At 62.9% G+C, this 23,875-nt stretch carries 22 protein-coding genes and 1 other RNA gene; 18 read left to right on the plus strand and 5 right to left on the minus strand.

The annotated features are described in order from the left end of the window. Positions 1 to 61 precede the first annotated feature (61 nt). The 4 genes from ABM562_RS26820 to ABM562_RS26835 form a co-directional block, all read right to left on the minus strand. Entirely contained in the window at positions 62 to 640 is a 579-nt protein-coding gene (locus tag ABM562_RS26820; protein ID WP_115085422.1) for a BON domain-containing protein, read from the minus strand. Then, positions 637 to 1,230, minus strand: coding sequence for a phosphoheptose isomerase (locus ABM562_RS26825; protein WP_115085423.1), 594 nt, complete (start codon positions 1,228 to 1,230; stop codon positions 637 to 639). Before ABM562_RS26825 ends, ABM562_RS26820 begins: the two co-directional genes overlap by 4 nt. Before the next feature lie 135 nt (positions 1,231 to 1,365). Further along, positions 1,366 to 1,737 (minus strand): YraN family protein, encoded by a 372-nt coding sequence (locus ABM562_RS26830; RefSeq protein ID WP_045197304.1) that lies wholly within the window; start codon positions 1,735 to 1,737, stop codon positions 1,366 to 1,368. After that, positions 1,737 to 3,557, minus strand: a complete 1,821-nt coding sequence (locus tag ABM562_RS26835) for a penicillin-binding protein activator (protein ID WP_115085424.1) — start codon at positions 3,555 to 3,557, stop codon at positions 1,737 to 1,739. Before ABM562_RS26835 ends, ABM562_RS26830 begins: the two co-directional genes overlap by 1 nt. A gap of 186 nt (positions 3,558 to 3,743) precedes the next feature. Here ABM562_RS26835 and rsmI point away from each other — a divergent pair, with 186 nt between their 5' ends. From rsmI to lpxC, 18 genes are all read left to right on the plus strand, one after another. Continuing rightward, positions 3,744 to 4,619: a 16S rRNA (cytidine(1402)-2'-O)-methyltransferase gene (gene rsmI, locus ABM562_RS26840; RefSeq protein ID WP_115085425.1), complete on the plus strand. Its 876-nt coding sequence runs from the start codon at positions 3,744 to 3,746 to the stop codon at positions 4,617 to 4,619. Positions 4,620 to 4,686: 67 nt separating this feature from the next. Beyond that, an RNA gene (gene rnpB / locus ABM562_RS26845) (RNase P RNA component class A) lies at positions 4,687 to 5,046 on the plus strand. Positions 5,047 to 5,354: 308 nt separating this feature from the next. After that, complete coding sequence (mraZ, locus tag ABM562_RS26850; protein ID WP_010220775.1) at positions 5,355 to 5,810, plus strand: division/cell wall cluster transcriptional repressor MraZ; 456 nt, start codon at positions 5,355 to 5,357, stop codon at positions 5,808 to 5,810. Then, positions 5,807 to 6,754, plus strand: coding sequence for a 16S rRNA (cytosine(1402)-N(4))-methyltransferase RsmH (gene rsmH / locus ABM562_RS26855; RefSeq protein ID WP_167458863.1), 948 nt, complete (start codon positions 5,807 to 5,809; stop codon positions 6,752 to 6,754). Before mraZ ends, rsmH begins: the two co-directional genes overlap by 4 nt. Next, positions 6,751 to 7,044: a cell division protein FtsL gene (ftsL, locus tag ABM562_RS26860; RefSeq protein WP_115085426.1), complete on the plus strand. Its 294-nt coding sequence runs from the start codon at positions 6,751 to 6,753 to the stop codon at positions 7,042 to 7,044. Before rsmH ends, ftsL begins: the two co-directional genes overlap by 4 nt. Further along, the gene (locus ABM562_RS26865; protein ID WP_166675647.1) at positions 7,044 to 8,777 is read left to right on the plus strand and encodes a peptidoglycan D,D-transpeptidase FtsI family protein; all 1,734 of its coding nucleotides are present in this window, start codon (positions 7,044 to 7,046) and stop codon (positions 8,775 to 8,777) included. Before ftsL ends, ABM562_RS26865 begins: the two co-directional genes overlap by 1 nt. Continuing rightward, on the plus strand, positions 8,777 to 10,240 hold the full coding sequence (locus ABM562_RS26870; RefSeq protein WP_115085428.1) for a UDP-N-acetylmuramoyl-L-alanyl-D-glutamate--2,6-diaminopimelate ligase: 1,464 nt from the start codon (positions 8,777 to 8,779) through the stop codon (positions 10,238 to 10,240). Before ABM562_RS26865 ends, ABM562_RS26870 begins: the two co-directional genes overlap by 1 nt. After that, the gene (locus ABM562_RS26875) at positions 10,233 to 11,603 is read left to right on the plus strand and encodes a UDP-N-acetylmuramoyl-tripeptide--D-alanyl-D-alanine ligase (RefSeq protein WP_460423909.1); all 1,371 of its coding nucleotides are present in this window, start codon (positions 10,233 to 10,235) and stop codon (positions 11,601 to 11,603) included. The genes ABM562_RS26870 and ABM562_RS26875 overlap by 8 nt, the downstream gene beginning before the upstream one ends. Continuing rightward, positions 11,603 to 12,685: a phospho-N-acetylmuramoyl-pentapeptide-transferase gene (gene mraY / locus ABM562_RS26880; RefSeq protein WP_115085430.1), complete on the plus strand. Its 1,083-nt coding sequence runs from the start codon at positions 11,603 to 11,605 to the stop codon at positions 12,683 to 12,685. The genes ABM562_RS26875 and mraY overlap by 1 nt, the downstream gene beginning before the upstream one ends. Before the next feature lie 6 nt (positions 12,686 to 12,691). Further along, positions 12,692 to 14,038: a UDP-N-acetylmuramoyl-L-alanine--D-glutamate ligase gene (murD, locus tag ABM562_RS26885; protein WP_115085431.1), complete on the plus strand. Its 1,347-nt coding sequence runs from the start codon at positions 12,692 to 12,694 to the stop codon at positions 14,036 to 14,038. Continuing rightward, positions 14,035 to 15,249 carry a putative lipid II flippase FtsW gene (gene ftsW, locus ABM562_RS26890; RefSeq protein ID WP_115085432.1) on the plus strand — a complete coding sequence of 405 codons (1,215 nt, stop codon included), beginning with the start codon at positions 14,035 to 14,037 and terminating at the stop codon, positions 15,247 to 15,249. Before murD ends, ftsW begins: the two co-directional genes overlap by 4 nt. Next, positions 15,239 to 16,318, plus strand: a complete 1,080-nt coding sequence (murG, locus tag ABM562_RS26895) for an undecaprenyldiphospho-muramoylpentapeptide beta-N-acetylglucosaminyltransferase (protein WP_115085433.1) — start codon at positions 15,239 to 15,241, stop codon at positions 16,316 to 16,318. Before ftsW ends, murG begins: the two co-directional genes overlap by 11 nt. Next, the gene (murC, locus tag ABM562_RS26900) at positions 16,311 to 17,765 is read left to right on the plus strand and encodes a UDP-N-acetylmuramate--L-alanine ligase (RefSeq protein ID WP_115085434.1); all 1,455 of its coding nucleotides are present in this window, start codon (positions 16,311 to 16,313) and stop codon (positions 17,763 to 17,765) included. The genes murG and murC overlap by 8 nt, the downstream gene beginning before the upstream one ends. After that, entirely contained in the window at positions 17,762 to 18,721 is a 960-nt protein-coding gene (locus ABM562_RS26905; protein ID WP_115085435.1) for a D-alanine--D-alanine ligase, read from the plus strand. Before murC ends, ABM562_RS26905 begins: the two co-directional genes overlap by 4 nt. 4 nt (positions 18,722 to 18,725) lie before the next feature. Next, positions 18,726 to 19,595, plus strand: a complete 870-nt coding sequence (locus tag ABM562_RS26910) for a cell division protein FtsQ/DivIB (protein ID WP_115085436.1) — start codon at positions 18,726 to 18,728, stop codon at positions 19,593 to 19,595. A gap of 15 nt (positions 19,596 to 19,610) precedes the next feature. After that, on the plus strand, positions 19,611 to 20,873 hold the full coding sequence (gene ftsA / locus ABM562_RS26915) for a cell division protein FtsA (RefSeq protein ID WP_460423910.1): 1,263 nt from the start codon (positions 19,611 to 19,613) through the stop codon (positions 20,871 to 20,873). A gap of 56 nt (positions 20,874 to 20,929) precedes the next feature. Beyond that, positions 20,930 to 22,117, plus strand: coding sequence for a cell division protein FtsZ (gene ftsZ, locus ABM562_RS26920; protein ID WP_115085437.1), 1,188 nt, complete (start codon positions 20,930 to 20,932; stop codon positions 22,115 to 22,117). Positions 22,118 to 22,229: 112 nt separating this feature from the next. Further along, positions 22,230 to 23,141: a UDP-3-O-acyl-N-acetylglucosamine deacetylase gene (gene lpxC, locus ABM562_RS26925; RefSeq protein WP_115085438.1), complete on the plus strand. Its 912-nt coding sequence runs from the start codon at positions 22,230 to 22,232 to the stop codon at positions 23,139 to 23,141. A gap of 137 nt (positions 23,142 to 23,278) precedes the next feature. Here the strand turns inward: lpxC and ABM562_RS26930 are convergent, their stop codons facing one another. After that, on the minus strand, positions 23,279 to 23,746 hold the full coding sequence (locus ABM562_RS26930; RefSeq protein WP_115085439.1) for a DUF721 domain-containing protein: 468 nt from the start codon (positions 23,744 to 23,746) through the stop codon (positions 23,279 to 23,281). Positions 23,747 to 23,875 lie beyond the last annotated feature (129 nt).

Raw genomic sequence — 23,875 nt, forward strand, 5'->3', positions numbered from 1 at the left:
CTCATCGCGGGGGAAGACCGCTCCCACCTGGTAGGAGCGGGCTTGCCCCGCGATGGGTTTATCAGTCGATGTATTCGAACAGTTTGACGATCTTCTGCACGCCCGACACACCCTGCACCAGGTTGGTGGCGCGGGTGGCTTCCTGTTGGGTCAGCAGGCCGAGCATGTAGACGATACCGTTCTCGGTGATCACCTTGATGCGCGAGCCGGGAATGTTGCTGTCGGTGAGCATCTGGGTCTTGATCTTGGTGGTCAGCCAGGCGTCGTTGTTACGCGCCAGGATCGAGGAGGGCGGCAGCACCTGCAATTCGTTGTGCACCTTCTTCACTCGCTGGACCTGGCCTGCGGCCTGTTCGGCCAGGCTCTTGAGGTCGGCGCGCGGAGTTTGTCCGGCGAGCAGGACGATACCGTTGAAGCTGCTGACGACAATGTGCGAGCTCTTGTCCAGGTCAGGGCTGGCCTTGGCAACGTTGACCGATACCTTGGTTTCGATCAGCGAGTCATCGATCTTGCTGCCGAAGGTGCGGGTGCCGCGGTCGTCCTCGATCGGCTTGTCGCGGGTGGCGGTGAGCACCGAGCTGCAACCGGTGAGGCTCAGGCACAGGGTCAGGGCCATCAGGCCGAGGCGGTTAGGGGTCATTCTTCACTCCCGAACAATTGGCTGTCGATCAGGTCGCAGAGGCAGTGGATCGCCAGCAGGTGGACTTCCTGGATACGTGCGGTGACGTTGGCCGGTACGCGAATCTCGACGTCTTCAGGCAGCAGCAGCGAGGCCATGCCGCCGCCATCGCGTCCGGTCAGAGCTACGACAATCATTTCGCGATCATGTGCGGCCTGGATCGCCTGAATAACGTTCGCCGAGTTACCGCTGGTCGAAATCGCCAGCAACACATCGCCGGGTTGGCCCAGGGCGCGGATCTGCTTGGAGAAGATTTCGTTGTAGCTGTAGTCGTTGGCGATCGAGGTGATGGTCGAGCTGTCGGTGGTCAGGGCGATGGCCGGCAGGCTCGGGCGTTCGCGCTCGAAGCGGTTGAGCAGTTCGGAAGAGAAGTGCTGGGCATCGCCGGCCGAGCCGCCGTTACCGCAGGCAAGCATCTTGCCCTCGTTGAGCAGCGCATTGACCATGACCTGACTGGCTTGCTCGATGTGTGGTGCAAGGACTTCCATCGCCTGTTGCTTGGTGTTGATGCTGGCCTGAAAAAGCTGGCGAATTCGGGATTGCATGTCCATCAGTGTGACCTTAAGTAGGGCGGCTGGCCGGGCGCGTCGGGAGTATACAAAAAAAGGTCCCGGCACATGACTGTGCAGCCCGTGAAGCAAAGAGCAAAAAAGTTGTAGGGGTAATGGGGCGCGGGTATGGCGGGTTCAGCACTCGAAGGCATTTTTCAGCCAGTCCAGCGGTGGGCCCGAATGACCTCTGCCTTGCAAGGCGATGACATCGAAACGGCAGGGGTGATTGGCCCAGCGTGTTTCCTTTTGCAGAAAAGACTCGGCGGCTAGCACCAGTTTGTCCTGCTTGCGCCCGTCGATACTGGCGAGCGCACCGCCAAAGTCCGCGTGCAGCCGGTAGCGGACTTCGACGAATACTACTGTATCGCTGTCGAGCATGACCAGATCAAGCTCGCCGCGTTTGCATCGCCAGTTCTGCGCCAGCAGCCGCAGGCCTTGCCCTTGAAGGTATTCAAGGGCTTGCCGTTCGGCGGCCTGGCCGGCCTGTTGGCGCGAACTGTCGGGCATCAGCGTGGGGTGTCGGGCAGGCGTTTGACCTGGCCGCCGGAGAACTCGGCCCAGGGCAGTTGCCGCTCGATGCGCTGGTTCTCGTTCATGCTCAGGCTGCCGGACAAGCCGTCAATGCGGTTTTCAGGCAGCGCGCGCAGCTGGCCCAGACGCGGTGCCAGGCTGAAGGCGTCGATGCCCATGGCGTACAGGCGGCCCAGGCTGCCGGCAGCTTGTGGCCACTGGCGCTCGACCTGCTGACGCAGCGGATTGCCGCTGTCGAGCAGCCACGGGGTATCGCAGAAGCGCACGCCGGTGAGGTCGTTGTACTGGTTGACGTCGCCGCTGGCGCTGTACACGTGCGAGGTGGCGTACACCGGAACGTCGCCGGCGTACTGGAAGTTCAGGGTCGGCTTGATCTGCTGGCCTTGCTGCGGGGTGGCGGCAAGGAAGATGAAGTCGATGTCCTGGCGGCGCGAAGGCTGGGCCGATACCGCACCGCCTACAGTGTTTTGCAGGCTCTTGGCGCGGCCTTCGCTCTGGCGCAGCTGGAACAGGTCAGCGATCTGCTGAGCCAGGGCCACTGGCTGATCGATGTGCTGGGCGGCCAGCAGGCTGCCGCCGTTGGCTTCCCAGTCCTGGCGGAAGGCCTTGAGCACGCGGTCGCCCCATTCACCTTTTGGCACCAGGGCTACGGCGCGAACCATGCCGTCGGCGCGGGCGCGACGGGACACTTCACGGGCTTCGTCTTCGGCGGCGAGACCGAACTGATACAGCTGCTCCGGGCCTTTCTGGCCTACGTCGCTGTAGTTCAGGGCCAGGGTGGTAATAGGCAGCTGCGGGTAGGCGGCGAGCTTTTTCACCAGCGGTTTTTCCAGCGGGCCAACCACCAGTTGCACGCCCGAGGCCTGGGCCTGGCGATAGAAGTCATCCAGCGAGGTCAGTCGCGAGCTGTCGAAGACTTCGATGGTTGGCGGCTTCTGCCCGGCTTGCTGGGCCTGGAAGTGCGCAGCCATGAAGCCGTCACGCAGGGCGCGGGCCACACCGGCCAGTTGGCCTTCCTGTGGCAGCAGCAGGGCGATCTTGGTCAGCGGCTGGCTGGTCAGCTCCATCAGTTTGATCAGCGAGGGCGGCAGCTGGGCGGCGGCCGGGTGATCGGCGTGCTGGGCGCGCCAGGCATCGATGGCGGCTTGTTGCTGCTCGACGGTGCCGGCGCCTTTTACTGCCAGGGCCAGGCTGGCCCAGCCGGCCATGGTGTCGGTGCCGGTGCTCAGGTCTTTGAGCTGGTCGCGCGGGACTGCCGCTACCAGGTTCCAGATCGCGTCGTTGTTGGTGTTGGCGGCATCACCCTTGAGCAACGGCGTCAGTTGCGCGCGCTCCTGGGCGGCAGCCAGGGGCTGGCCATTGGCTTCGAGCACCGCGGCATGCACGCTGCGGGTACGGATCTGTTGATCTTCCGGCAGCTCGTTGAGGCGCGCCAGGCTCGGGTGGCTCAGGGCGGTCAGGGCCAACTTCGGCTGGTTGCGGCTCATGGCCAGTTCTGCCGCCAGGGTGCTGGCGAAGATCTGCTGGGCCGGTTTGAGCTGCTCCAGTGGCACTTGCTCGAGGATGCGCGCGGCGCGGGCATTGTCCTTTTGCTTGTAGGCCAGGTCGGCGGCGCTCAGGCGCAGCAGTGCAGCTTGCTCCGGCGTCTTGCTGGTGGTGGCCTGTTCAAGCAGTTGCTCGATGCTGGCATCCGGTGTGCGCGGCAGTTCGCCGAGGCTCGACGAGGGCGAGCTGGCGCAGGCTGCCAGCAGGGCGGCGAGGCAAAGGGCTGTGAGCAGCCGCAGGCAAGCGATCATGTAAGGGTCCTGTTACTCGATCAAATTAACTGGCAATTGTACCCAAGCGCTGGCCGGGGCGCGATCTTGCTGGCGTTAATCCTTCAATATAGGTCGTGGAGCGCCGGTTTGCGGCAATCCTGATTGCCCAATGTTGCCGAGTCTCGGGCTACAATGGCGCTTTGATCATGATGACAGGTGTGTGCAGTGACTGATGTTCCAGGGGCTTCCCAATCCACTTCGGGCACGCTTTACGTGGTGGCCACGCCGATCGGCAACCTGGATGACATGAGTGCCCGGGCGCTCAAGGTGCTCGGCGATGTGGCGCTGATTGCCGCCGAGGACACCCGTCACTCCATTCGTCTGTTGCAACACTTTGGTATCAATACCCCCTTGGCCGCCTGCCATGAGCACAACGAGCGTGATGAGGGCAGCCGCTTTCTCACCCGTTTGCTGGCCGGGGACAACGTCGCACTGATTTCCGATGCCGGCACGCCGCTGATTTCCGACCCTGGCTATCACCTGGTGCGCCAGGCCCGTGCCGCGGGCATATCGGTGGTGCCGGTGCCTGGCGCCTGCGCGCTGATCGCGGCGCTGTCGGCCGCTGGCCTACCGTCGGACCGGTTCATCTTCGAAGGCTTCCTGCCGGCCAAGGCGGTAGGACGTCGTGCGCGCCTGAGTCAGGTAAAGGAAGAACCGCGGACGCTGATCTTCTACGAAGCGCCGCACCGGATTCTCGAATGCCTGCAGGATATGGAAGAGGTGTTCGGGGGTGAGCGTCCGGCGCTGCTGGCCCGCGAGCTGACCAAGACCTTCGAGACCCTCAAGGGCTTGCCGCTGGCTGAACTGCGCGCCTTCGTCGAGGCCGACAGCAATCAGCAGCGTGGCGAGTGCGTGGTGCTGGTGGCGGGCTATACCGCGCCGGAGGATGAGCAGGCGGTAAGCACCGAGGCGATGCGCATCCTCGACCTGCTGCTGGCGGAGATGCCGCTCAAGCGCGCCGCGGCGCTGGCGGCGGAAATCACCGGTGTGCGCAAGAACCTGCTGTACCAGGTGGCGCTGGAAAAACAGAAAGACCACTGATGTTATAGTGCTATTATTGGTTTTATCGCTTGTTCTTGGCGCCCGCTACCGTTAACCTTTGCGGCGGAGAGTCGATTGGACAGTCGCTGCCTTCTATTGTTCCGCAATAGAGGGGGGAGGAAAGTCCGGGCTCCATAGGGCAGAGTGCCAGGTAATGCCTGGGGGGCGCGAGCCTACGGAAAGTGCCACAGAAAATAACCGCCTAAGCACTTCGGTGCCGGTAAGGGTGAAAAGGTGCGGTAAGAGCGCACCGCATGACTGGCAACAGTTCATGGCTAGGTAAACCCCACTCGGAGCAAGACCAAATAGGGTTCCATATGGCGCGGCCCGCGTTGGAACCGGGTAGGTTGCTAAAGGCGTCCAGTGATGGCCGTCGTAGAGGAATGACTGTCCTCGACAGAACCCGGCTTACAGATCGACTCTCCACCTCTTCCCTCCTGCTTGAATCGATAGCAGATGCGTCTTCGTAATACCGAAAAAATCTTACTCTTAATAAATTACTTTAACTTCTCACTCTATCCGTCTGAGTGGGTTTGAGTTTTTTCGTCAAAATCCCTTCCGAATTGTCCTTCTATCTTCTCTGTGCGCGCTAAATCTCCGATCTGTAAGGGATTTCCTTATAAGCGTGCCTTGACGGTGTGGTAGGCGGATTCCTATAGTGTGCGCAAGTGGCAGAAAGTGGCATGAAGTGGGTTTTCTGACACAAAAACGCTAACATTGTGGGGAATCGCAGCCGTGTTCCGCGGAGCCAACGCCATCAACCTCGACGCAAAGGGCCGTCTCGCAATGCCGAGCCGGTACCGTGACGAGCTCGATTCGCGTAGTTCCGGGCAGTTGATCGTGACCATCGATGCGGTTGATCCCTGTTTATGCGTGTACCCGCTCGATGAGTGGGAACTGATTGAAGCCAAGTTGCGCGCCTTGCCGTCATTGCGTGAAGAGAACCGTCGCCTGCAGCGTTTGCTGATCGGCAATGCGGTGGATCTGGAGCTTGATGGCAGTGGTCGTTTCCTGGTGCCGCCGCGTTTGCGCGAGTACGCCAAGCTCGACAAGAAGGCAATGCTGGTGGGGCAACTGAACAAATTTCAGCTGTGGGACGAGGATGCCTGGAACGCGGTTTCGGCAGCCGACCTTGCAGCTATCCAACAACCGGGCGCCATGCCTGATGAACTGCGTGATTTGATCCTGTGACTATAGATAGCGGCTTTAACCACATCACCGTACTGCTTGACGAAGCCGTCGAGGCTCTCGCCGTACGCGCCGATGGCTGCTATCTGGATGGCACCTTCGGACGCGGCGGGCATAGCCGGTTGATCCTCAGCAAGCTCGGGCCGCAGGGCCGGCTGCTGGGTTTTGACAAAGATCCTCAAGCGATTGCCACCGGGCAAGCGCTGGCGGCCGAAGACGGCCGCTTTGTCATTGTGCAGCGCAGTTTTGCCGAGCTGGGCGCCGAAGTCGCCGAGCGCGGCCTGGCCGGCAAGGTCAGCGGCATCCTGCTCGACCTGGGCGTGTCGTCGCCTCAGCTGGACGACCCTGAGCGTGGCTTCAGCTTCCTCAACGATGGCCCGCTGGACATGCGCATGGACCCGACCCGTGGCGTCAGTGCTGCCGAGTTCATTGCCAACGCGCCCGAAGAAGAAATCGCCCGGGTGTTCAAGGAATACGGCGAGGAGCGCTTTGCCAAACGCATGGCCCGTGCCGTGGTACTGCGCCGCGAAGAAACCCCGTTCACCCGCACCGCCGACCTTGCCGAAGTGCTCAAGGTCGCCAACCCGGCCTGGGAAAAGGGCAAGAACCCGGCTACCCGTGCCTTCCAGGGCCTGCGCATTCACGTCAACAACGAGCTCGGTGATCTCGAAGCCGGCCTTGATGCTGCGCTCGAAGCACTGGAAGTCGGTGGGCGGCTGGTGGTGATCAGCTTCCACTCCCTGGAAGACCGCATCGTCAAACTGTTCATGCGCAAGCTGGTCAAGGGCGAGGCCGACAACCTGCCGCGCAACCTGCCGGTCCAGCACAAGCATTTCGAACCGAAGATCAAGGTCCACGGCAAGGCCCAGTTCGCCTCCGAGGCCGAGCTCAAGGCCAACCCACGTTCGCGTAGCGCGGTCATGCGCGTCGCCGAGAAGCTGCGGTGAGCCGCTTGTTCGCCAAGCCTTTGCCAGGCGGAAGCTTCCTGATGCTTCTGCTGTTCATCGGCGTGCTCGTTTCCTCGGTGGCGGTGTCCTACAGCGCGCACTGGAACCGTCAGTTGCTCAACAGCCTGTACGGCGAACTCAGCGAGCGTGACAAGGCGCAGGCCGAGTGGGGCCGGCTGATTCTTGAACAGAGCACCTGGACTGCCCACAGCCGCATCGAGAACCTCGCCAGCGAACAGCTGAAGATGCGCATTCCGGCGGCTGACGAAGTGCGGATGGTGGCGCCATGATGAAACTCGACGGCGCACTCTACCCCTGGCGGTTCCGCGTGGTCATCGCCCTGCTGGCGCTGATGGTCGGCGCAATTGCCTGGCGCATCATCGACCTGCAAGTGGTCGACCGTGACTTCCTCAAGGGCCAGGGCGATGCCCGCAGCCTGCGCCATATCCCTATTCCTGCGCACCGCGGGCTGATCACCGACCGTAATGGCGAGCCGCTGGCTGTCAGTACTCCCGTGACCACCCTGTGGGCCAACCCGAAAGAAATGCAGGCTGCCAAGGAGCGCTGGCCGGCCCTGGCCGCCGCGCTGAAGCAGAACCCGCAGCAGTTGGCGGCGCGCCTGGAGCAGCAGGCCAGCAAGGAATTCATCTACCTGGTCCGCGGCCTGACCCCGGAGCAGGGCCAGGTAGTGCTCGATCTCAAAGTCCCCGGTGTCTATGGCATCGAGGAATTCCGCCGTTTCTACCCGGCCGGCGACGTCGCCGCGCACATGGTCGGCTTTACCGACCTCGATGATCACGGTCGCGAAGGGGTCGAGCTGGCCTACGATGAATGGCTGGCCGGCGTGCCCGGCAAGCGACAGGTGATCAAGGACCGGCGCGGCCGGCTGATCAAGGACATCCAGGTAACCAAAAACGCCAAGGCCGGAAAGACCTTGGCGTTGTCGATCGACCTGCGCCTGCAATACCTGGCCACCCGCGAGTTGCGCAACGCCATTGCCGAACAGGAAGCCAAGGCCGGCAGCCTGGTGATTCTCGACGTCAAGACCGGCGAAGTGCTGGCCATGGTCAACCAGCCGACCTACAACCCCAACAACCGCCGCAGCATGTTCCCGGCGGCCATGCGTAACCGGGCGATCATCGACGTCTTCGAGCCCGGCTCGACGGTCAAGCCGCTGTCCATGAGCGCGGCCCTGCAGAGCGGGCGCTGGAAGCCGACCGACAAGGTCGAGGTCTATCCCGGCACCCTGCAACTGGGGCGTTACACCATTCGTGACGTGTCCAGGAGCGAGGGGCCGATCCTTGACCTGACCGGCATCCTGATCAACTCCAGTAACGTCGGCATGAGCAAGATCGCCTTCGATATCGGTGGCGAATCGATCTACCGGGTGATGTCCCAGTTGGGTCTCGGTCAATACACCGGCCTGGGGTTCCCGGGCGAGCGCGTCGGCAACCTGCCGAACCACCGTGAATGGCGCAAGGCCGAAACCGCGACCCTGTCCTATGGCTACGGCCTGTCGGTCACCGCGCTGCAACTGGTGCATGCCTACGCGGCGCTGGCCAATGACGGCAAGATGGTGCCGCTGAGCATTCTCAAGGTCGACAAGGCGCCGGAGTCCACCCAGGTGGTGCCCAAGGAAGTCGCCGAGACCATCCAGGGCATGGTCCAGCAGGTCATCGAAGCGCCGCGCGGGGTGTTCCGCGCCCAGGTGCCGTTCTACCACGTGGGTGGCAAGTCGGGTACGGCGCGTAAAGCCACCATCGGTTCCAAGGGCTACACCGAAAATTCGTACCGTTCGCTGTTCGCCGGCTTCGGGCCGATGAGCGATCCGCGCTATGCCGTGGTCGTGGTCATCGACGAGCCGAGCAAAGGCGGCTACTTCGGTGGCCTGGTATCGGCACCGGTATTTAGCAAGGTCATGTCCGGTACGTTGCGCCTGATGAACATTCCGCCGGACAACCTGCCGCCGGCAACCCCACCGCAGCAGGTCAATGCTGCGCCCGCCAAAGGAGGGCGCGGTTGATGACGATGCCATTGAGCAAGCTTTTTACCCAGGCCAGCCGCGATCCGTCGATCCGCGAACTGACCCTGGACAGCCGTAACGTACGCCCGGGCGACCTGTTCCTGGCGGTGCCGGGTACGCGCATGGATGGCCGTGAACACATTGCCGACGCGCTCAAGCGCGGTGCGGCGGCGGTTGCCTACGAAGCCGAAGGCGCCACCGTGCTGCCGATCACCGAAGTGCCGCTGATTCCGGTCAAGGGCCTGGCGGCGCAACTCTCGGACATCGCCGGGCGTTTCTATGGTGAGCCAAGCCGTCTGCTCGACCTGGTGGGTGTCACCGGTACCAACGGCAAGACCAGCGTCACCCAGCTGGTGGCCCAGGCGCTGGACCTGCTCGGTCAGCACTGCGGTCTGATCGGCACCCTCGGTACCGGCTTCTATGGCGCCCTGCAAAGCGGTCGCTTGACCACGCCGGACCCGATCGCTGTGCAGGCCACCCTCAACGACCTGAAGAAGGCCGGGGCCAAGGCCGTGGCCATGGAAGTGTCTTCCCATGCCCTGGACCAGGGCCGGGTCGCCGCCCTGGCATTCGACATCGCGGTGATGACCAACCTGTCCCGTGATCACCTCGATTACCACGGCAGCATGCAGGCCTACGAAGACGCCAAGACGCGCCTGTTCGGCTGGCCGAACCTGCGTTGCCGAGTGGTCAACCTCGATGACGACTTTGGTCGGCGGCTGGCAGCCGAGCAGGGCGAGTCGCGCCTGATCAGCTACAGCCTGAAGGATCCAGCCGCTTCGCTGTACTGCCGCGAAGCGCATTTCGATGATGATGGCGTGCGCGCCGTGATCGTCACTGCCCAAGGCGAGCACTCGTTGCGCAGCCGCCTGCTCGGGCGCTTCAACCTGAGCAACATGCTCGCGGCGGTCGGCACCTTGATGGCCCTGGATTACCCGCTGGACGAAATTCTCAAGGTCACCCCGGTGCTGGAAGGCCCGGTCGGGCGCATGCAGCGCCTGGGCGGCGGCAGCAAGCCGCTGGTGGTGGTCGATTACGCGCATACCCCCGATGCCCTGGAGCAGGTGTTGCAAGCACTGCGCCCGCATGCCAAAGGCCAGTTGCTGTGCCTGTTCGGCTGCGGTGGCGACCGTGATCGCGGTAAGCGTCCGCTGATGGCCGAAGTGGCCGAGCGCCTGGCGGATGGCGTGCTGGTCACCGATGACAACCCGCGTACTGAAGATCCGCAGCAGATCTTCGCCGATATCCGCCCTGGCTTTGCCCAGGCCGATGCCGTCGAATTCGTTGCCGGTCGTGGCCCTGCCATTGCGCAGTTGATTGCCAGTGCTGGCGTTGACGATGTCATCGTCCTGGCCGGCAAGGGGCATGAGGACTATCAGGAAATCAACGGCGAGCGCCACGACTTCTCCGATCTGGTCGAAGCCGAGAAAGCCCTTGCCGTGTGGGAGGCCCCCGATGCTTAAGCCATTGTCCCTCAGCCAGCTGACCGCGCCGCTCAACGGCCGCCTGCAGGGCCAGGACGCGATCTTCAATGGCGTCAGCATCGACAGCCGGGCAATCACTGCCGGGCAGCTGTTTGTCGCCCTGGCCGGGCCGCGCTTCGACGGTCACGACTACCTGAACGACGTTGCCGCCAAGGGCGCGGTCGCCGCCCTGGTGCAGCGCGAAGTGCCGGGCAGCAACCTGCCGCAGCTGGTGGTTAGCGACACCCGCCTGGCCCTGGGCCAGCTGGGCGCGCTGAACCGCGCCGCATTCGACAAGCCGGTTGCCGCCATCACCGGTTCCAGCGGCAAGACCACGGTCAAGGAAATGCTTGCGAGCATTCTGCGTACCCGTGGCCCGGTGCTGGCCACTCGCGGCAATCTCAACAATGATTTCGGCGCACCGCTGACCCTGCTCGAACTGGCCCCGGAGCATACCGCGGCGGTCATCGAGCTGGGTGCCTCGCGCATCGGTGAAATCGCCTATACCGTCGGCCTGACCAAGCCGCAGGTAGCGCTGATCAACAATGCCGGAACCGCTCATGTCGGCGAGTTCGGCGGGCCAGAGAAGATTGTCGAAGCCAAGGGCGAGATCCTCGAAGGTCTGGGTCAGGATGGCGTGGCGGTATTGAACCTTGATGACAAGGCCTTCGCCATCTGGAAAAAGCGCGCCGGCAATCGCTCGGTGCTGACCTTCGCCCTGAACAACGCCGGCGCGGATTTCCACGCTGGCAGCATTGCTCACGACCAGCGTGGTTGCCCGTCGTTCGACCTGCACAGCCCGCTGGGCGTGGCGCGGGTCCAGCTCAACCTGCTCGGTACCCACAACGTGGCCAATGCACTGGCCGCCGCCGCTGCCGCCCATGCCTTTGGTCTGACGCTGGACGGTATCGTCCAGGGCCTCAATGCCGTGCAACCGGTCAAGGGCCGCACTGTGGTGCAGATGGCGCCCAACGGTGTGCGGGTAATTGATGACACTTACAACGCAAACCCCACCTCCATGTGCGCTGCCGTTGATATACTCGCCGGCTTTTCCGGCCGCACCGTCCTGGTGCTCGGGGATATCGGCGAATTGGGCCAGTGGGCTGAGGAAGGGCATCGGCAGGTAGGCGAGTACGCCAAAGACAAGGTTTCGGCACTCTATGCGGTGGGCAGCAACATGGCCCACGCGGTAGCAGCGTTCGGCACCAATGCCCGACATTTCGCTAATCAAGCTGACCTGATCGACGCCGTTCGCGCCGCCGAGCAGGCCACCAACACCACTATTTTGATCAAGGGTTCGCGCAGCGCTGCGATGGAGAACGTCGTGGCGGCTTTGTGCGGTTCCAGCGGGGAGAAACATTAATGCTGCTGCTGCTGGCTGAGTATCTGCAACAGTTCTACAAAGGCTTCGCGGTCTTCCAGTACCTGTCCCTGCGCGGGATCCTTGGTGTACTGACCGCGTTGTCGCTGGCCCTTTGCCTGGGCCCATGGATGATCCGTACCCTGCAGATTCGCCAGATCGGTCAAGCGGTCCGTAACGACGGCCCGCAATCGCACCTGTCCAAATCCGGCACCCCGACCATGGGTGGCGCACTGATTCTTTCCGCGATCGGCATCAGTACCCTGCTGTGGGCCGACCTGACCAACCGTTATGTCTGGGTGGTGCTGATCGTCACTCTGCTGTTCGGCGCAATCGGCTGGGTCGATGACTACCGCAAGGTGATCGAGAAGAACTCGCGCGGCCTGCCAAGCCGCTGGAAGTATTTCTGGCAGTCGGTGTTCGGCCTCGGCGCAGCAATCTTCCTGTACATGACCGCTCCGACCAGCGTCGAAACCACCCTGATCGTGCCAATGCTCAAAGACGTCACCATCCCGCTGGGTATCGGTTTCGTGGTCCTGACCTACTTCGTCATCGTCGGCTCGAGCAACGCGGTGAACCTCACCGACGGCCTCGACGGCCTGGCGATCATGCCGACGGTGATGGTTGGCGGCGCCCTGGGCATCTTCTGCTACCTGTCGGGTAACGTGAAATTCGCTGAATACCTGCTGATCCCTTACGTGCCGGGCGCAGGTGAGCTGATTGTGTTCTGCGGCGCGTTGATCGGTGCCGGCCTGGGCTTTCTGTGGTTCAACACCTATCCGGCCCAGGTGTTCATGGGCGACGTCGGTGCCCTGGCACTGGGCGCCGCACTGGGCACCATCGCTGTGATCGTGCGTCAGGAAATCGTCCTGTTCATCATGGGCGGTGTGTTCGTCATGGAGACCCTGTCGGTGGTGATCCAGGTGGCCTCCTTCAAGTTGACCGGCAAGCGCGTGTTCCGCATGGCGCCGATCCACCACCACTTTGAACTCAAGGGTTGGCCCGAGCCTCGGGTGATCGTCCGCTTCTGGATCATCACCGTGATTCTGGTGCTGATCGGCCTTGCCACCCTGAAACTGAGGTAGAAACGCGTGTCCTTGATCGCTTCTGACCACTTCCGCATCGTTGTCGGCCTCGGCAAGAGCGGCATGTCCCTGGTTCGCTTCCTGGCGAACCGGGGCGTTGCCTTTGCGGTTGCCGACACCCGTGACAACCCGCCGGAACTGGATACCCTGCGCCGTGATTTTCCGCAGGTGGAAGTGCGCTGTGGCGAGCTGGACGTAGAGTTCCTCTGCCGCGCCGACGAGCTGTATGTCAGCCCCGGCCTGGCCCTGGCCACCCCGGCCCTGCAGCAGGCAGCTGCCCGTGGCGTGAAGCTGTCGGGCGACATCGAACTGTTCGCCCGCAACGCCAAGGCGCCGATCATTGCCATCAGCGGTTCCAACGCGAAAAGCACCGTGACCACCCTGGTCGGCGAAATGGCCGCCGCGGCAGGCAAGCGTGTGGCAGTCGGCGGCAACCTCGGTACCCCGGCGCTGGATCTGCTCAGCGACGACGTCGAGCTGTACGTGATGGAACTGTCGAGCTTCCAGCTGGAAACCACCGACCAGCTCAACGCCGAAGTGGCCACCGTGCTCAACGTCAGCGAAGACCACATGGACCGCTACAGTGGCTTGCCGGCCTATCACCTGGCCAAGCACCGGATCTTCCGTGGTGCGCGGCAGGTGGTGGTCAACCGTCAGGACGCCCTGAGCCGCCCGCTGCTGGCTGAAGGCCAGCCGGTATGGACCTTCGGTTTGAACGCGCCCGACTTCAAGGCCTTCGGTCTGCGTGAAGAAAACGGCGAGAAATACCTGGCGTTCGAGTTCCAGAACCTGATGCCGGTTCGTGAACTGAAAATCCGCGGCGCGCACAATCAGTCCAACGCCCTGGCAGCCCTGGCCCTGGGCCACGCTGTTGGCCTGCCGATGGACGCCATGCTGTCCAGCCTGCGCACCTTCGCTGGCCTGGCGCACCGTTGCCAGTGGATTCGTGAGCGCAATGGCGTGAACTGGTACGACGATTCCAAAGCGACCAACGTCGGTGCCGCCCTTGCGGCTATCGAAGGCCTGGGCGCCGATATCGACGGCAAGCTGGTGCTGGTCGCCGGTGGCGACGGCAAAGGCGCCGACTTCAGCGCGTTGACTGCGCCGGTTGCCGCCAACTGCCGCGCCGTCGTGCTGCTGGGCCGCGATGCCGAGCGCCTGGCCGAAGCCCTGGGTGACGGCGTGCCGCTGATCCGGGTGAAAACCCTCGATGAAGCGGTGCAGCAATGTGCCGAACTGGCCCAGCCCGGCGACGCCGTGCTGCTGTCGCCAGCTTGCGCCAGCCTGGACATGTTCAAGAACTTTGAAGAGCGTGGGCGCCTGTTCGCCCAGGCCGCAGGAGGGCTGGCATGATCTTCGGCATCATCAAGCCTTATCCATCGCCGCTGATCAGCGGGCGCGGCGTCGATCTCGATTTCGCCATGCTCGCCGGGTGCCTGGCACTGCTGGGCCTGGGCCTGGTGATGATTACCTCGGCTTCCTCGGAAGTGGCCGCGGTGCAGTCGGGCAACCCGCTTTACCACATGTTCCGCCACCTGGTGTACGTGGCAATCGGCGTGTTCGCCTGCATCGTCACCATGATGGTGCCCATCGCCACCTGGCAGAAGATGGGCTTCACCATGCTGGTCGGCGCCTTCGCGCTGTTGGTACTGGTACTGGTGCCAGGCATTGGCCGCGAAGTGAACGGTTCGATGCGCTGGATCGGTTTCAGTTTCTTCAACGTTCAGCCCTCGGAAATCGCCAAGGTCTTCGTGGTCATTTACCTGGCCGGATATCTGGTGCGTCGCCAGCAGGAAGTGCGCGAAAGCTGGATGGGTTTCTTCAAGCCGTTCATCGTGCTGCTGCCGATGGCCGGCCTGTTGCTGATGGAGCCGGACTTCGGCGCCACGGTGGTAATGATGGGCGCGGCGGCGGCGATGCTGTTCCTCGGCGGCGTCGGCTTGTTCCGCTTCAGTCTGATGGTGGTGCTGGCGGTTGCAGCGGTGTTCATTCTGGTCCAGGCCCAGCCCTACCGGATGGCGCGTCTGATCACCTTCACCGACCCCTGGTCGGATCAGTTCGGCTCCGGCTACCAGTTGACCCAGGCACTGATCGCCTTCGGTCGCGGCGAGTGGCTCGGCGTTGGCCTGGGCAACAGCGTGCAGAAGCAGTTCTACCTGCCCGAAGCGCACACCGACTTCGTCTTCTCGGTACTGGCCGAAGAGCTGGGTGTGGTCGGCTCGCTGGTTACCGTGGCGCTGTTCGTGTTCGTCACTGTGCGCGCGCTGTACATCGGCCTGTGGGCAGAAAAAGCCAAACAATTCTTTGCCGCCTATATGGCCTTCGGCCTGGCGTTCCTGTGGATCGGTCAGTTCCTGATCAACATCGGCGTGAACGTCGGCCTGTTGCCGACCAAGGGCCTGACCCTGCCGTTCCTCAGCTACGGCGGTAGCTCCCTGGTGATCTGCTGTGCCTGCGTCGGCTTGCTGCTACGCATCGAATGGGAGAGCCGTACGCACCTGGGCAGTGAAGAACACGAATTCAATGAAAGCGATTTTGCCGAGGAGCCGAATCATGGCCGCTAACGGCAAGAGCGTATTGATCATGGCAGGCGGCACCGGGGGCCACGTGTTCCCGGCGCTGGCCTGCGCCCGTGAATTCCAGGCGCGCGGTTACAGCGTGCACTGGCTGGGCACCCCGCGCGGTATCGAAAACGAACTGGTGCCCCAGGCCGGCCTGCAGTTGCATCTGATCCAGGTCACTGGCTTGCGTGGCAAAGGCAAGCTGTCGCTGCTCAAGGCGCCGTTCACCCTGGTCAAGGCCGTGCTGCAGGCGCGGCGGATCATTCGTCAGCTCAAGCCGGTGTGTGTGGTTGGCTTTGGTGGTTACGTGACCGGTCCGGGGGGCGTCGCTGCCCGGCTGTGCGGCGTACCCGTGGTGATTCACGAGCAGAACGCCCGCGCCGGTACCGCCAATCGGCTGCTGGTGCCTTTGGCTGGCCGAGTCTGCGAAGCTTTCCCCGACACCTTCGCGGCGTCGGACAAACTGCGCACCACCGGTAACCCGGTGCGCAGCGAACTGTTCATGGAAACCCTGCGCGAGCCCCTGGGTGCGCGCAAGCCTCGTTTGCTGGTGCTCGGCGGAAGCCTGGGTGCCGAACCGCTGAACAAATTGCTGCCCCAGGCTTTGGCCCAGGTGCCTCAGGAGATTCGTCCCGAGGTATTCCACCAGGCTGGCAAGCAGCATGACCAGATTACCGCCGAGCGTTATCGCGAGGCCGGTGTCGAGGCTCAGGTAGAGCCGTTCATCAAGGACATGGCCCATGCCTATGGCTGGGCTGATCTGGTGGTCTGCCGCGCGGGTGCGCTGACTGTCAGCGAGCTGGCCGCGGCCGGCTTGCCCTCGATGCTGGTGCCCTTGCCCCACGCCATCGACGACCACCAGACCCACAACGCCCATTATCTGGCCCGTGAAGGCGCTGCCTTCCTGATGCCACAAGCGACAACTGGCGCAGCGCAACTCGCTGAACGCCTGAACGAGGTGCTGATGCAACCGGAAAAACTCACCACCATGGCCGCCACTGCCCGGCGCCTGGCCAAGCCCGCTGCCACCCGCACCGTGGTCGATATCTGTCTGGAGGTGGCCCATGGTTGAGAACAAAAAAGCCATGCCACAACCGGAAATGCGCCGTATCCGTCGCATCCACTTCGTCGGTATCGGCGGTGTGGGCATGTGCGGTATTGCCGAAGTGCTGCTGAACCTGGGTTACCAGGTGTCGGGTTCCGACCTCAAGACCTCGCCGGTTACCGAGCGTCTGGAATCCTTCGGTGCGCAGATCTTCATCGGTCACCGTGCCGAGAATGCCGCCAGCGCCGATGTGCTGGTGGTGTCCAGTGCCATCAATACTGCCAACCCGGAAGTCGCCACTGCCCTTGAGCGGCGCATTCCGGTGGTGCCGCGGGCCGAGATGCTCGCCGAGCTGATGCGCTATCGCCACGGCATCGCCGTTGCCGGTACCCATGGCAAGACCACCACCACCAGCCTGCTGGCCTCGGTATTCGCCGCCGGTGGCCTGGATCCGACCTTCGTCATCGGTGGCCGCCTGAATGCAGCCGGCACCAATGCCCAGCTCGGCACCAGCCGCTACCTGATCGCCGAAGCCGATGAAAGCGACGCCAGCTTCCTGCACCTGCAGCCGCTGGTGGCCGTGGTCACCAACATCGACGCCGACCACATGGCGACCTACGAAGGCGACTTCAACAAGCTGAAGAAAACCTTCGTCGAGTTCCTGCACAACCTGCCGTTCTACGGGCTGGCGGTGATGTGCCTGGACGACCCGGTGGTGCGCGAGATCCTGCCGCAGGTCAAGCGTCCGGCGGTTACCTACGGTTTCAGCGAAGAAGCCGATGTGCGTGCGATCAATGTTCGCCAGTCGGGCATGCAGACCCACTTCACCGTGCTGCGCCGCGATCGCGAGCCGCTGGACGTGTCGGTCAACATGCCGGGCAACCACAACGTGCTCAACGCCCTGGCGACCATCGCCATTGCCACCGACGAAGGCATCAGCGACGAAGCCATTGTCCAGGGCCTCTCGGGGTTCCAGGGGGTAGGGCGGCGCTTCCAGGTCTACGGCGAACTGCCGGTGGACGGCGGCAGCGTGATGCTGGTCGACGACTACGGCCACCACCCGACCGAAGTCGCGGCGGTGATCAAGGCCGTGCGCGGTGGCTGGCCTGAGCGGCGCCTGGTGATGGTGTACCAGCCGCACCGTTACAGCCGCACCCGTGACCTCTACGACGATTTCGTCCAGGTCCTGGCCGATGCCAACGTGCTGCTGCTGATGGAAGTCTACCCGGCCGGCGAAGAGCCGATCCCGGGCGCCGACAGCCGTCAGCTGTGCCACAGCATCCGCCAGCGCGGCCAGCTCGACCCGATCTACATCGAGCGCGGCATCGAGCTGGCGCCGCTGGTCAAGCCGCTGCTGCGCGCCGGCGACATCCTGCTGTGCCAGGGGGCCGGTGACATCGGTGGCCTGGCCCCGCAATTACTCAAGAGTCCGTTGTTCGCTGGTGCAGTTGCCAGTCAGGGGAAGTCGAAATGACTGATAACGCATACGCCACTTTGCACTCGACCATCGAGCCGAAAGCCTTCGGCCGCGTAGCCGTGCTTTATGGCGGCAAGAGCGCCGAGCGCGAGGTTTCGCTCAAGTCCGGTGCCGCAGTCATCGAAGCGCTGACCAGCGCCGGTGTCGACGTGGTCGCCATCGATGTCGGTGACGACCTGCTGCAGCGCCTGCAGAGCGAGAAGATCGATCGCGCCTTCATCATCCTCCACGGTCGTGGCGGTGAAGACGGCAGCATGCAGGGCCTGCTGGAGTGCCTGGGCATTCCGTACACCGGCAGCGGCATCCTCGCTTCGGCGCTGGCCATGGACAAGCTGCGGACCAAACAGGTCTGGCACAGCCTGGGTATTCCGACCCCGCGTCATGCCGTGCTTAGCAGCGAAGTTGACTGTATTTCTGCAGGTGCGGAACTGGGCTTCCCTTTGATCGTCAAACCGGCCCATGAAGGTTCCAGTATCGGTATGGCGAAAGTGAACGGTGTCGACGAATTGATCGCCGCCTGGAAAGACGCCGCTACCTACGATTCGCAAGTGTTGGTCGAACAATGGATTCACGGTCCGGAGTTCACCGTCGCGACCCTGCGTGGCCAGGTGTTGCCACCGATCGCCCTGGGCACCCCGCACACGTTCTACGACTACGACGCCAAGTACCTGGCCTCCGATACCCAGTACCGGATCCCGTGTGGCTTGAGCCCTGAGAAAGAGCAGGAACTCATCGACCTGACCGCCCGCGCCTGCGACGCCATTGGCATCGCTGGCTGGGGCCGGCTGGACGTGATGCAGGACGAGCAGGGGCGTTTCTGGCTGCTCGAGGTCAACACCGCACCAGGCATGACTGATCACAGCCTGGTCCCGATGGCGGCACGCGCGGCCGGCCTGGACTTCCAGCAGTTGGTGCTGGCGATCCTGGCGGCAAGCGTCGAGGCGCGAGGTTAAGCCCATGCAAGGCGCGATGTTACGTCATCAGCAACCCGCCCCCGGCCGTAACAAGCCGGTGCCGCGTGGTGCCAGCCGGATGGTGGCCAAGGAGCCACTGTCGGCGCGCCTGCCCAAGGCCAACTTCAGCGTGTTCAAGCGCCTGCTCTGGCCGGTGTTGCTGGTCGCCGCCGGGTTTGGCGCCTACGAGGGTGCCCAGCGCCTGATGCCGTACGCCGACCGGCCGATCACCAAGATCGCCGTGCAGGGCGACCTCAGCTACATCAGCCAACAGGCGGTGCAGCAGCGGATCGCTCCGTACGTGGCGGCAAGCTTCTTCACCGTCGACCTGGCGAGCATGCGTGCGGAACTGGAGCAGATGCCCTGGATCGCCCACGCCGAAGTGCGCCGGGTATGGCCGGATGAAGTGGTGATCCGCCTGGAAGAACAGTTGCCGGTAGCGCGCTGGGGTGACGAAGCCTTGCTCAATAACCAGGGCCAGGCCTTCACCCCGCGCGAACTTGCCAACTACGAGCACCTGCCGCAGCTGTTCGGGCCGCAGCGGGCGCAGCAAAAAGTAATGCAGCAATATCAGGTCCTGAGCCAGATGTTGCGGCCGATGGGCTTTTCGATTGCCCGGCTGGAGTTGCGCGAGCGCGGCAGCTGGTTCCTGACCACCGGTGCCGGTAGCGCCGGGCCAGGTATCGAACTGCTGCTGGGACGCGATCATCTGGTGGAAAAGATGCGCCGCTTCATTGCCATTTACGACAAGACACTCAAAGAACAGATCACGAACATCGCCCGCATCGATCTGCGTTATGCCAATGGCCTGGCCGTTGGCTGGCGGGAACCGAATGCACCGACAACGGCCCAACCCGCCGTTGCGAAGAATTAGAGAGAGGCAGGACCCATGGCAAATGCGCATAGCGGCAAAATGATCGTCGGGCTGGATATCGGCACCTCCAAGGTTGTGGCACTGGTGGGCGAAGTCGCCGCCGACGGCACCCTGGAAATCGTCGGTATCGGCACCCACCCATCGCGCGGGCTGAAGAAGGGCGTGGTGGTCAATATCGAGTCCACCGTGCAGTCGATCCAGCGCGCGGTCGAAGAGGCCCAGCTGATGGCGGGCTGCCGGATTCACTCGGCGTTCGTCGGTGTTGCCGGCAATCACATCCGCAGCCTGAACTCCCACGGCATCGTCGCCATCCGCGACCGCGAAGTCAGCGCGGCGGACCTGGAGCGCGTGCTCGACGCCGCCCAGGCCGTTGCCATCCCGGCCGATCAGCGGGTCCTGCACACCCTGCCGCAGGACTACGTGATCGACAACCAGGAAGGCGTGCGCGAGCCGCTGGGTATGTCCGGCGTGCGTCTGGAAGCCAAGGTCCACGTGGTCACCTGCGCCGTCAATGCCGCACAGAACATCGAGAAGTGCGTGCGTCGCTGCGGCCTGGAAATCGACGACATCATCCTCGAGCAGCTGGCCTCGGCCTACTCGGTCCTGACCGACGACGAAAAAGAGCTGGGCGTGTGCCTGGTCGACATCGGCGGCGGCACCACCGACATCGCCATCTTCACCGAAGGCGCGATCCGTCACACCGCGGTGATCCCGATTGCCGGCGACCAGGTGACCAACGACATCGCCATGGCCTTGCGCACGCCGACCCAGTACGCCGAAGAGATCAAGATCCGTTACGCCTGCGCCCTGGCCAAACTGGCCGGTGCCGGTGAAACCATCAAGGTGCCGAGCGTCGGCGACCGTCCGCCGCGCGAACTGTCGCGCCAGGCCCTGGCCGAAGTGGTCGAGCCGCGTTACGACGAGCTCTTCACCCTGATCCAGGCCGAACTGCGTCGCAGCGGCTACGAAGACCTGGTACCGGCGGGCATCGTCCTGACCGGCGGTACCTCGAAAATGGAAGGCGCGGTAGAACTTGCCGAGGAAATCTTCCACATGCCGGTACGCCTGGGCGTACCGCACAGTGTTCGCGGCCTTAGCGATGTGGTGCGCAACCCGATCTATTCCACCGGTGTGGGCCTTTTGACCTACGGCCTGCAGAAGCAGTCCGACGGCTTGACCCTGACCGGTATCAGCAGCAGCAGCAGCAACGGCTATGGCGATGAACCGAAGGCTCCAGCGTTCGAACGCTTCAAACGTTGGGTCCAGGGCAACTTTTAAAGTTTCAAAGCAGTAGTAGTAGGCGCAAAAACTAGAGAACTGTAAGGAGAGGGAAAATGTTCGAGCTCGTAGACAACGTCCCGCAAAGTCCGGTCATTAAAGTGATCGGCGTCGGTGGCGGCGGTGGCAACGCCGTCAATCACATGGTCAAGAGCAACATCGAAGGCGTCGAATTCATCTGCGCCAACACTGATGCTCAAGCGCTGAAAAACATCGGCGCGCGCACCATCCTGCAACTGGGTACCGGCGTGACCAAGGGCCTGGGTGCTGGTGCCAATCCGGAAGTCGGCCGCCAAGCCGCGCTGGAAGACCGTGAGCGCATCGCCGAAGTGCTGCAAGGCACCAACATGGTGTTCATCACTACCGGCATGGGTGGCGGTACCGGTACCGGTGCGGCGCCAATCATCGCCGAAGTGGCGAAAGAGCTGGGCATCCTCACCGTTGCCGTGGTCACTCGTCCGTTCCCGTTCGAAGGCCGCAAGCGCATGCAGATTGCCGACGAGGGCATCCGTGCACTGGCTGACAGCGTCGACTCGCTGATCACCATCCCCAACGAGAAGCTGCTGACCATCCTCGGCAAGGACGCCAGCCTGCTGTCGGCATTCGCCAAGGCTGACGACGTTCTGGCCGGTGCCGTTCGCGGTATCTCCGACATCATCAAGCGTCCGGGCATGATCAACGTCGACTTCGCCGACGTGCGTACCGTGATGAGCGAGATGGGCATGGCGATGATGGGTACCGGCTGCGCCAGCGGTCCTAACCGTGCACGTGAAGCGACCGAGGCAGCCATCCGCAACCCGCTGCTCGAAGACGTCAACCTGCAGGGCGCTCGCGGCATCCTGGTCAACATCACGGCGGGGCCTGACCTGTCGCTGGGTGAATACTCGGACGTCGGCAGCATCATCGAAGCCTTCGCTTCCGATCACGCCATGGTCAAGGTCGGTACCGTTATCGATCCGGACATGCGCGACGAGCTGCACGTTACCGTGGTTGCCACTGGTCTGGGTGCGAAAATCGAGAAGCCGGTCAAGGTTATCGACAACACCATGCAGACTGCTGCGGCGCAGACCCCGGCACCGGCTCCTGTTCGTCACGAATCTTCGGTGAACTACCGTGATCTGGAGCGTCCGACCGTGATGCGCAACCAGGCTCACGCCGGTGCGGCAGCGGCTGCCAAACTTAATCCGCAAGACGATCTGGACTACCTGGACATCCCGGCATTCCTGCGTCGTCAGGCCGATTAATGAAATTTATCAGGGGTATAAGGGTGATTGGTGTTCAGCAAAGGCCGGGTCTGGTATTATCCTCAGCCTTTGTTGATACCAGTTCGCAATTTGCGCTGAAGCGGCCAATGCCATGATTAAACAACGCACCCTGAAAAATATCATCCGTGCCACAGGTGTCGGCCTGCACTCCGGGGAAAAGGTTTACCTGACCCTCAAACCCGCACCTGTGGATACCGGCATCGTATTTCGTCGTGCCGACCTCGACCCCGTGGTGGAAATTCCTGCCCGCGCGGCGAATGTCGGCGAGACCACCATGTCGACGACACTGGTCAACGGCGATACCAAGGTAGACACGGTTGAGCACTTGCTCTCGGCCATGGCTGGCCTGGGCATCGATAACGCCTACGTCGAGCTCTCCGCGTCCGAAGTGCCGATCATGGACGGTAGCGCTGGGCCCTTTGTATTCCTGATTCAATCTGCCGGCCTGGAAGAACAGGACGCAGCCAAGAAGTTCATCCGCATCCTGCGCGAAGTGACAGTGGAAGACGGCGACAAGCGCGCCACTTTCCTGCCGTTCGACGGGTTCAAGGTGAGTTTCGAGATCGATTTCGATCACCCGGTGTTCCACAACCGGACTCAAAGTGCCAGCGTGGACTTTTCCAGCACCTCGTTCGTGAAGGAAGTCAGCCGCGCCCGTACCTTCGGGTTCATGAGTGACATCGAGTACCTGCGCAAGAACAACCTCGCACTCGGTGGCAGTGTGGAAAACGCCATCGTGGTCGACAAGGACGGCGTGCTCAACGAAGACGGTCTTCGCTACGAAGACGAATTCGTCAAGCACAAGATCCTCGACGCCATCGGCGACCTCTACCTGCTGGGCAACAGCCTGATCGGCGAGTTCAAGGGCTACAAGTCCGGACACGCGCTGAACAACCAGCTGCTGCGCAAGCTGATCGAGGAAAAAGACGCCTGGGAAGTGGTGACTTTCGAAGATGCCAGCACGGCACCGATCTCTTACATGCGTCCGGTTGCGGCAGTGTAAGTACGAACACTCTCTTCTTTAGTTTTTTTGGGCCACCTTCGGGTGGCCTTTTTTATGCCTGGTTTTTGCTCGACACAGTACCTGTGGGAGCCGGTCTTGCCGGCGATGGGCTGCGCAGCAGTCCCATGTACGGAATATCAGCCGTCCGCCGAATCCTTGTCTCGCGCATGGCTGGCCAGCCGCTCCAGCGCTGCCCGCAGCTTGGGATCGCTGATGCCCTCCGCCGTCGCCTGAATGCTCTCGGCCGCGCGGCTCGACAGGTCTGCGGTGTGCCCGACCGCCCGGCTCTGGGTGGTCGGTGGCTGCACCTTGAACAGGATCCGGGTCAGGCTGGCGAAGACCTCCAGGGTCTGCAACTGGCGTTGCAGGCGTTTTTGCTGGTACCGCAGGCGGGTGGCCCAGTGGCCGTCGGTGACGATCAGCAGCAGCGTGCCTTCGCGCCAGGAGGCGATGTGGCAATGCTCACGGGCAGCCGGCTGCAACTGGCTGTCGAGCAGCTTCTGCAGTTGCGCCAGGCGCTGGGCCTGGCTGAACAGGGCTTTGAGCGGCCGGGCTTCGCGCAGAAGAACAGCGGGGGCGCGGGCTGGCGAGGGGCGAAAAGCCATGAAGGGACACCTGAAGTTACAGAGCTGCCATCTTAGCAGATCGCCTGTGGTAAGCCTTGGCCAGGCAGTCAGGGTAAAACTTCATGTTGCAATGGGTTGAAGTTGGCGAAAAAGGCCTTATTTTAACCA

Source organism: Pseudomonas sp. ZL2, from assembly GCF_054788455.1.

Excerpts from the sequence above, each read along its gene's own strand:
- ABM562_RS26820 (WP_115085422.1), bottom strand. The coding sequence starts at position 640 with ATGACCCCTAACCGCCTCGGCCTGATGGCCCTGACCCTGTGCCTGAGC.
- ABM562_RS26825 (WP_115085423.1), bottom strand. The coding sequence starts at position 1,230 with ATGGACATGCAATCCCGAATTCGCCAGCTTTTTCAGGCCAGCATCAAC.
- ABM562_RS26830 (WP_045197304.1), bottom strand. The coding sequence starts at position 1,737 with ATGCCCGACAGTTCGCGCCAACAGGCCGGCCAGGCCGCCGAACGGCAA.
- ABM562_RS26835 (WP_115085424.1), bottom strand. The coding sequence starts at position 3,557 with ATGATCGCTTGCCTGCGGCTGCTCACAGCCCTTTGCCTCGCCGCCCTG.
- ABM562_RS26865 (WP_166675647.1), top strand. The coding sequence starts at position 7,044 with ATGAAACTCGACGGCGCACTCTACCCCTGGCGGTTCCGCGTGGTCATC.
- ABM562_RS26870 (WP_115085428.1), top strand. The coding sequence starts at position 8,777 with ATGACGATGCCATTGAGCAAGCTTTTTACCCAGGCCAGCCGCGATCCG.
- ABM562_RS26875 (WP_460423909.1), top strand. The coding sequence starts at position 10,233 with ATGCTTAAGCCATTGTCCCTCAGCCAGCTGACCGCGCCGCTCAACGGC.
- mraY (WP_115085430.1), top strand. The coding sequence starts at position 11,603 with ATGCTGCTGCTGCTGGCTGAGTATCTGCAACAGTTCTACAAAGGCTTC.
- ftsW (WP_115085432.1), top strand. The coding sequence starts at position 14,035 with ATGATCTTCGGCATCATCAAGCCTTATCCATCGCCGCTGATCAGCGGG.
- murG (WP_115085433.1), top strand. The coding sequence starts at position 15,239 with ATGGCCGCTAACGGCAAGAGCGTATTGATCATGGCAGGCGGCACCGGG.
- murC (WP_115085434.1), top strand. The coding sequence starts at position 16,311 with ATGGTTGAGAACAAAAAAGCCATGCCACAACCGGAAATGCGCCGTATC.
- ABM562_RS26905 (WP_115085435.1), top strand. The coding sequence starts at position 17,762 with ATGACTGATAACGCATACGCCACTTTGCACTCGACCATCGAGCCGAAA.
- ABM562_RS26910 (WP_115085436.1), top strand. The coding sequence starts at position 18,726 with ATGCAAGGCGCGATGTTACGTCATCAGCAACCCGCCCCCGGCCGTAAC.
- ftsA (WP_460423910.1), top strand. The coding sequence starts at position 19,611 with ATGGCAAATGCGCATAGCGGCAAAATGATCGTCGGGCTGGATATCGGC.
- ftsZ (WP_115085437.1), top strand. The coding sequence starts at position 20,930 with ATGTTCGAGCTCGTAGACAACGTCCCGCAAAGTCCGGTCATTAAAGTG.
- lpxC (WP_115085438.1), top strand. The coding sequence starts at position 22,230 with ATGATTAAACAACGCACCCTGAAAAATATCATCCGTGCCACAGGTGTC.
- ABM562_RS26930 (WP_115085439.1), bottom strand. The coding sequence starts at position 23,746 with ATGGCTTTTCGCCCCTCGCCAGCCCGCGCCCCCGCTGTTCTTCTGCGC.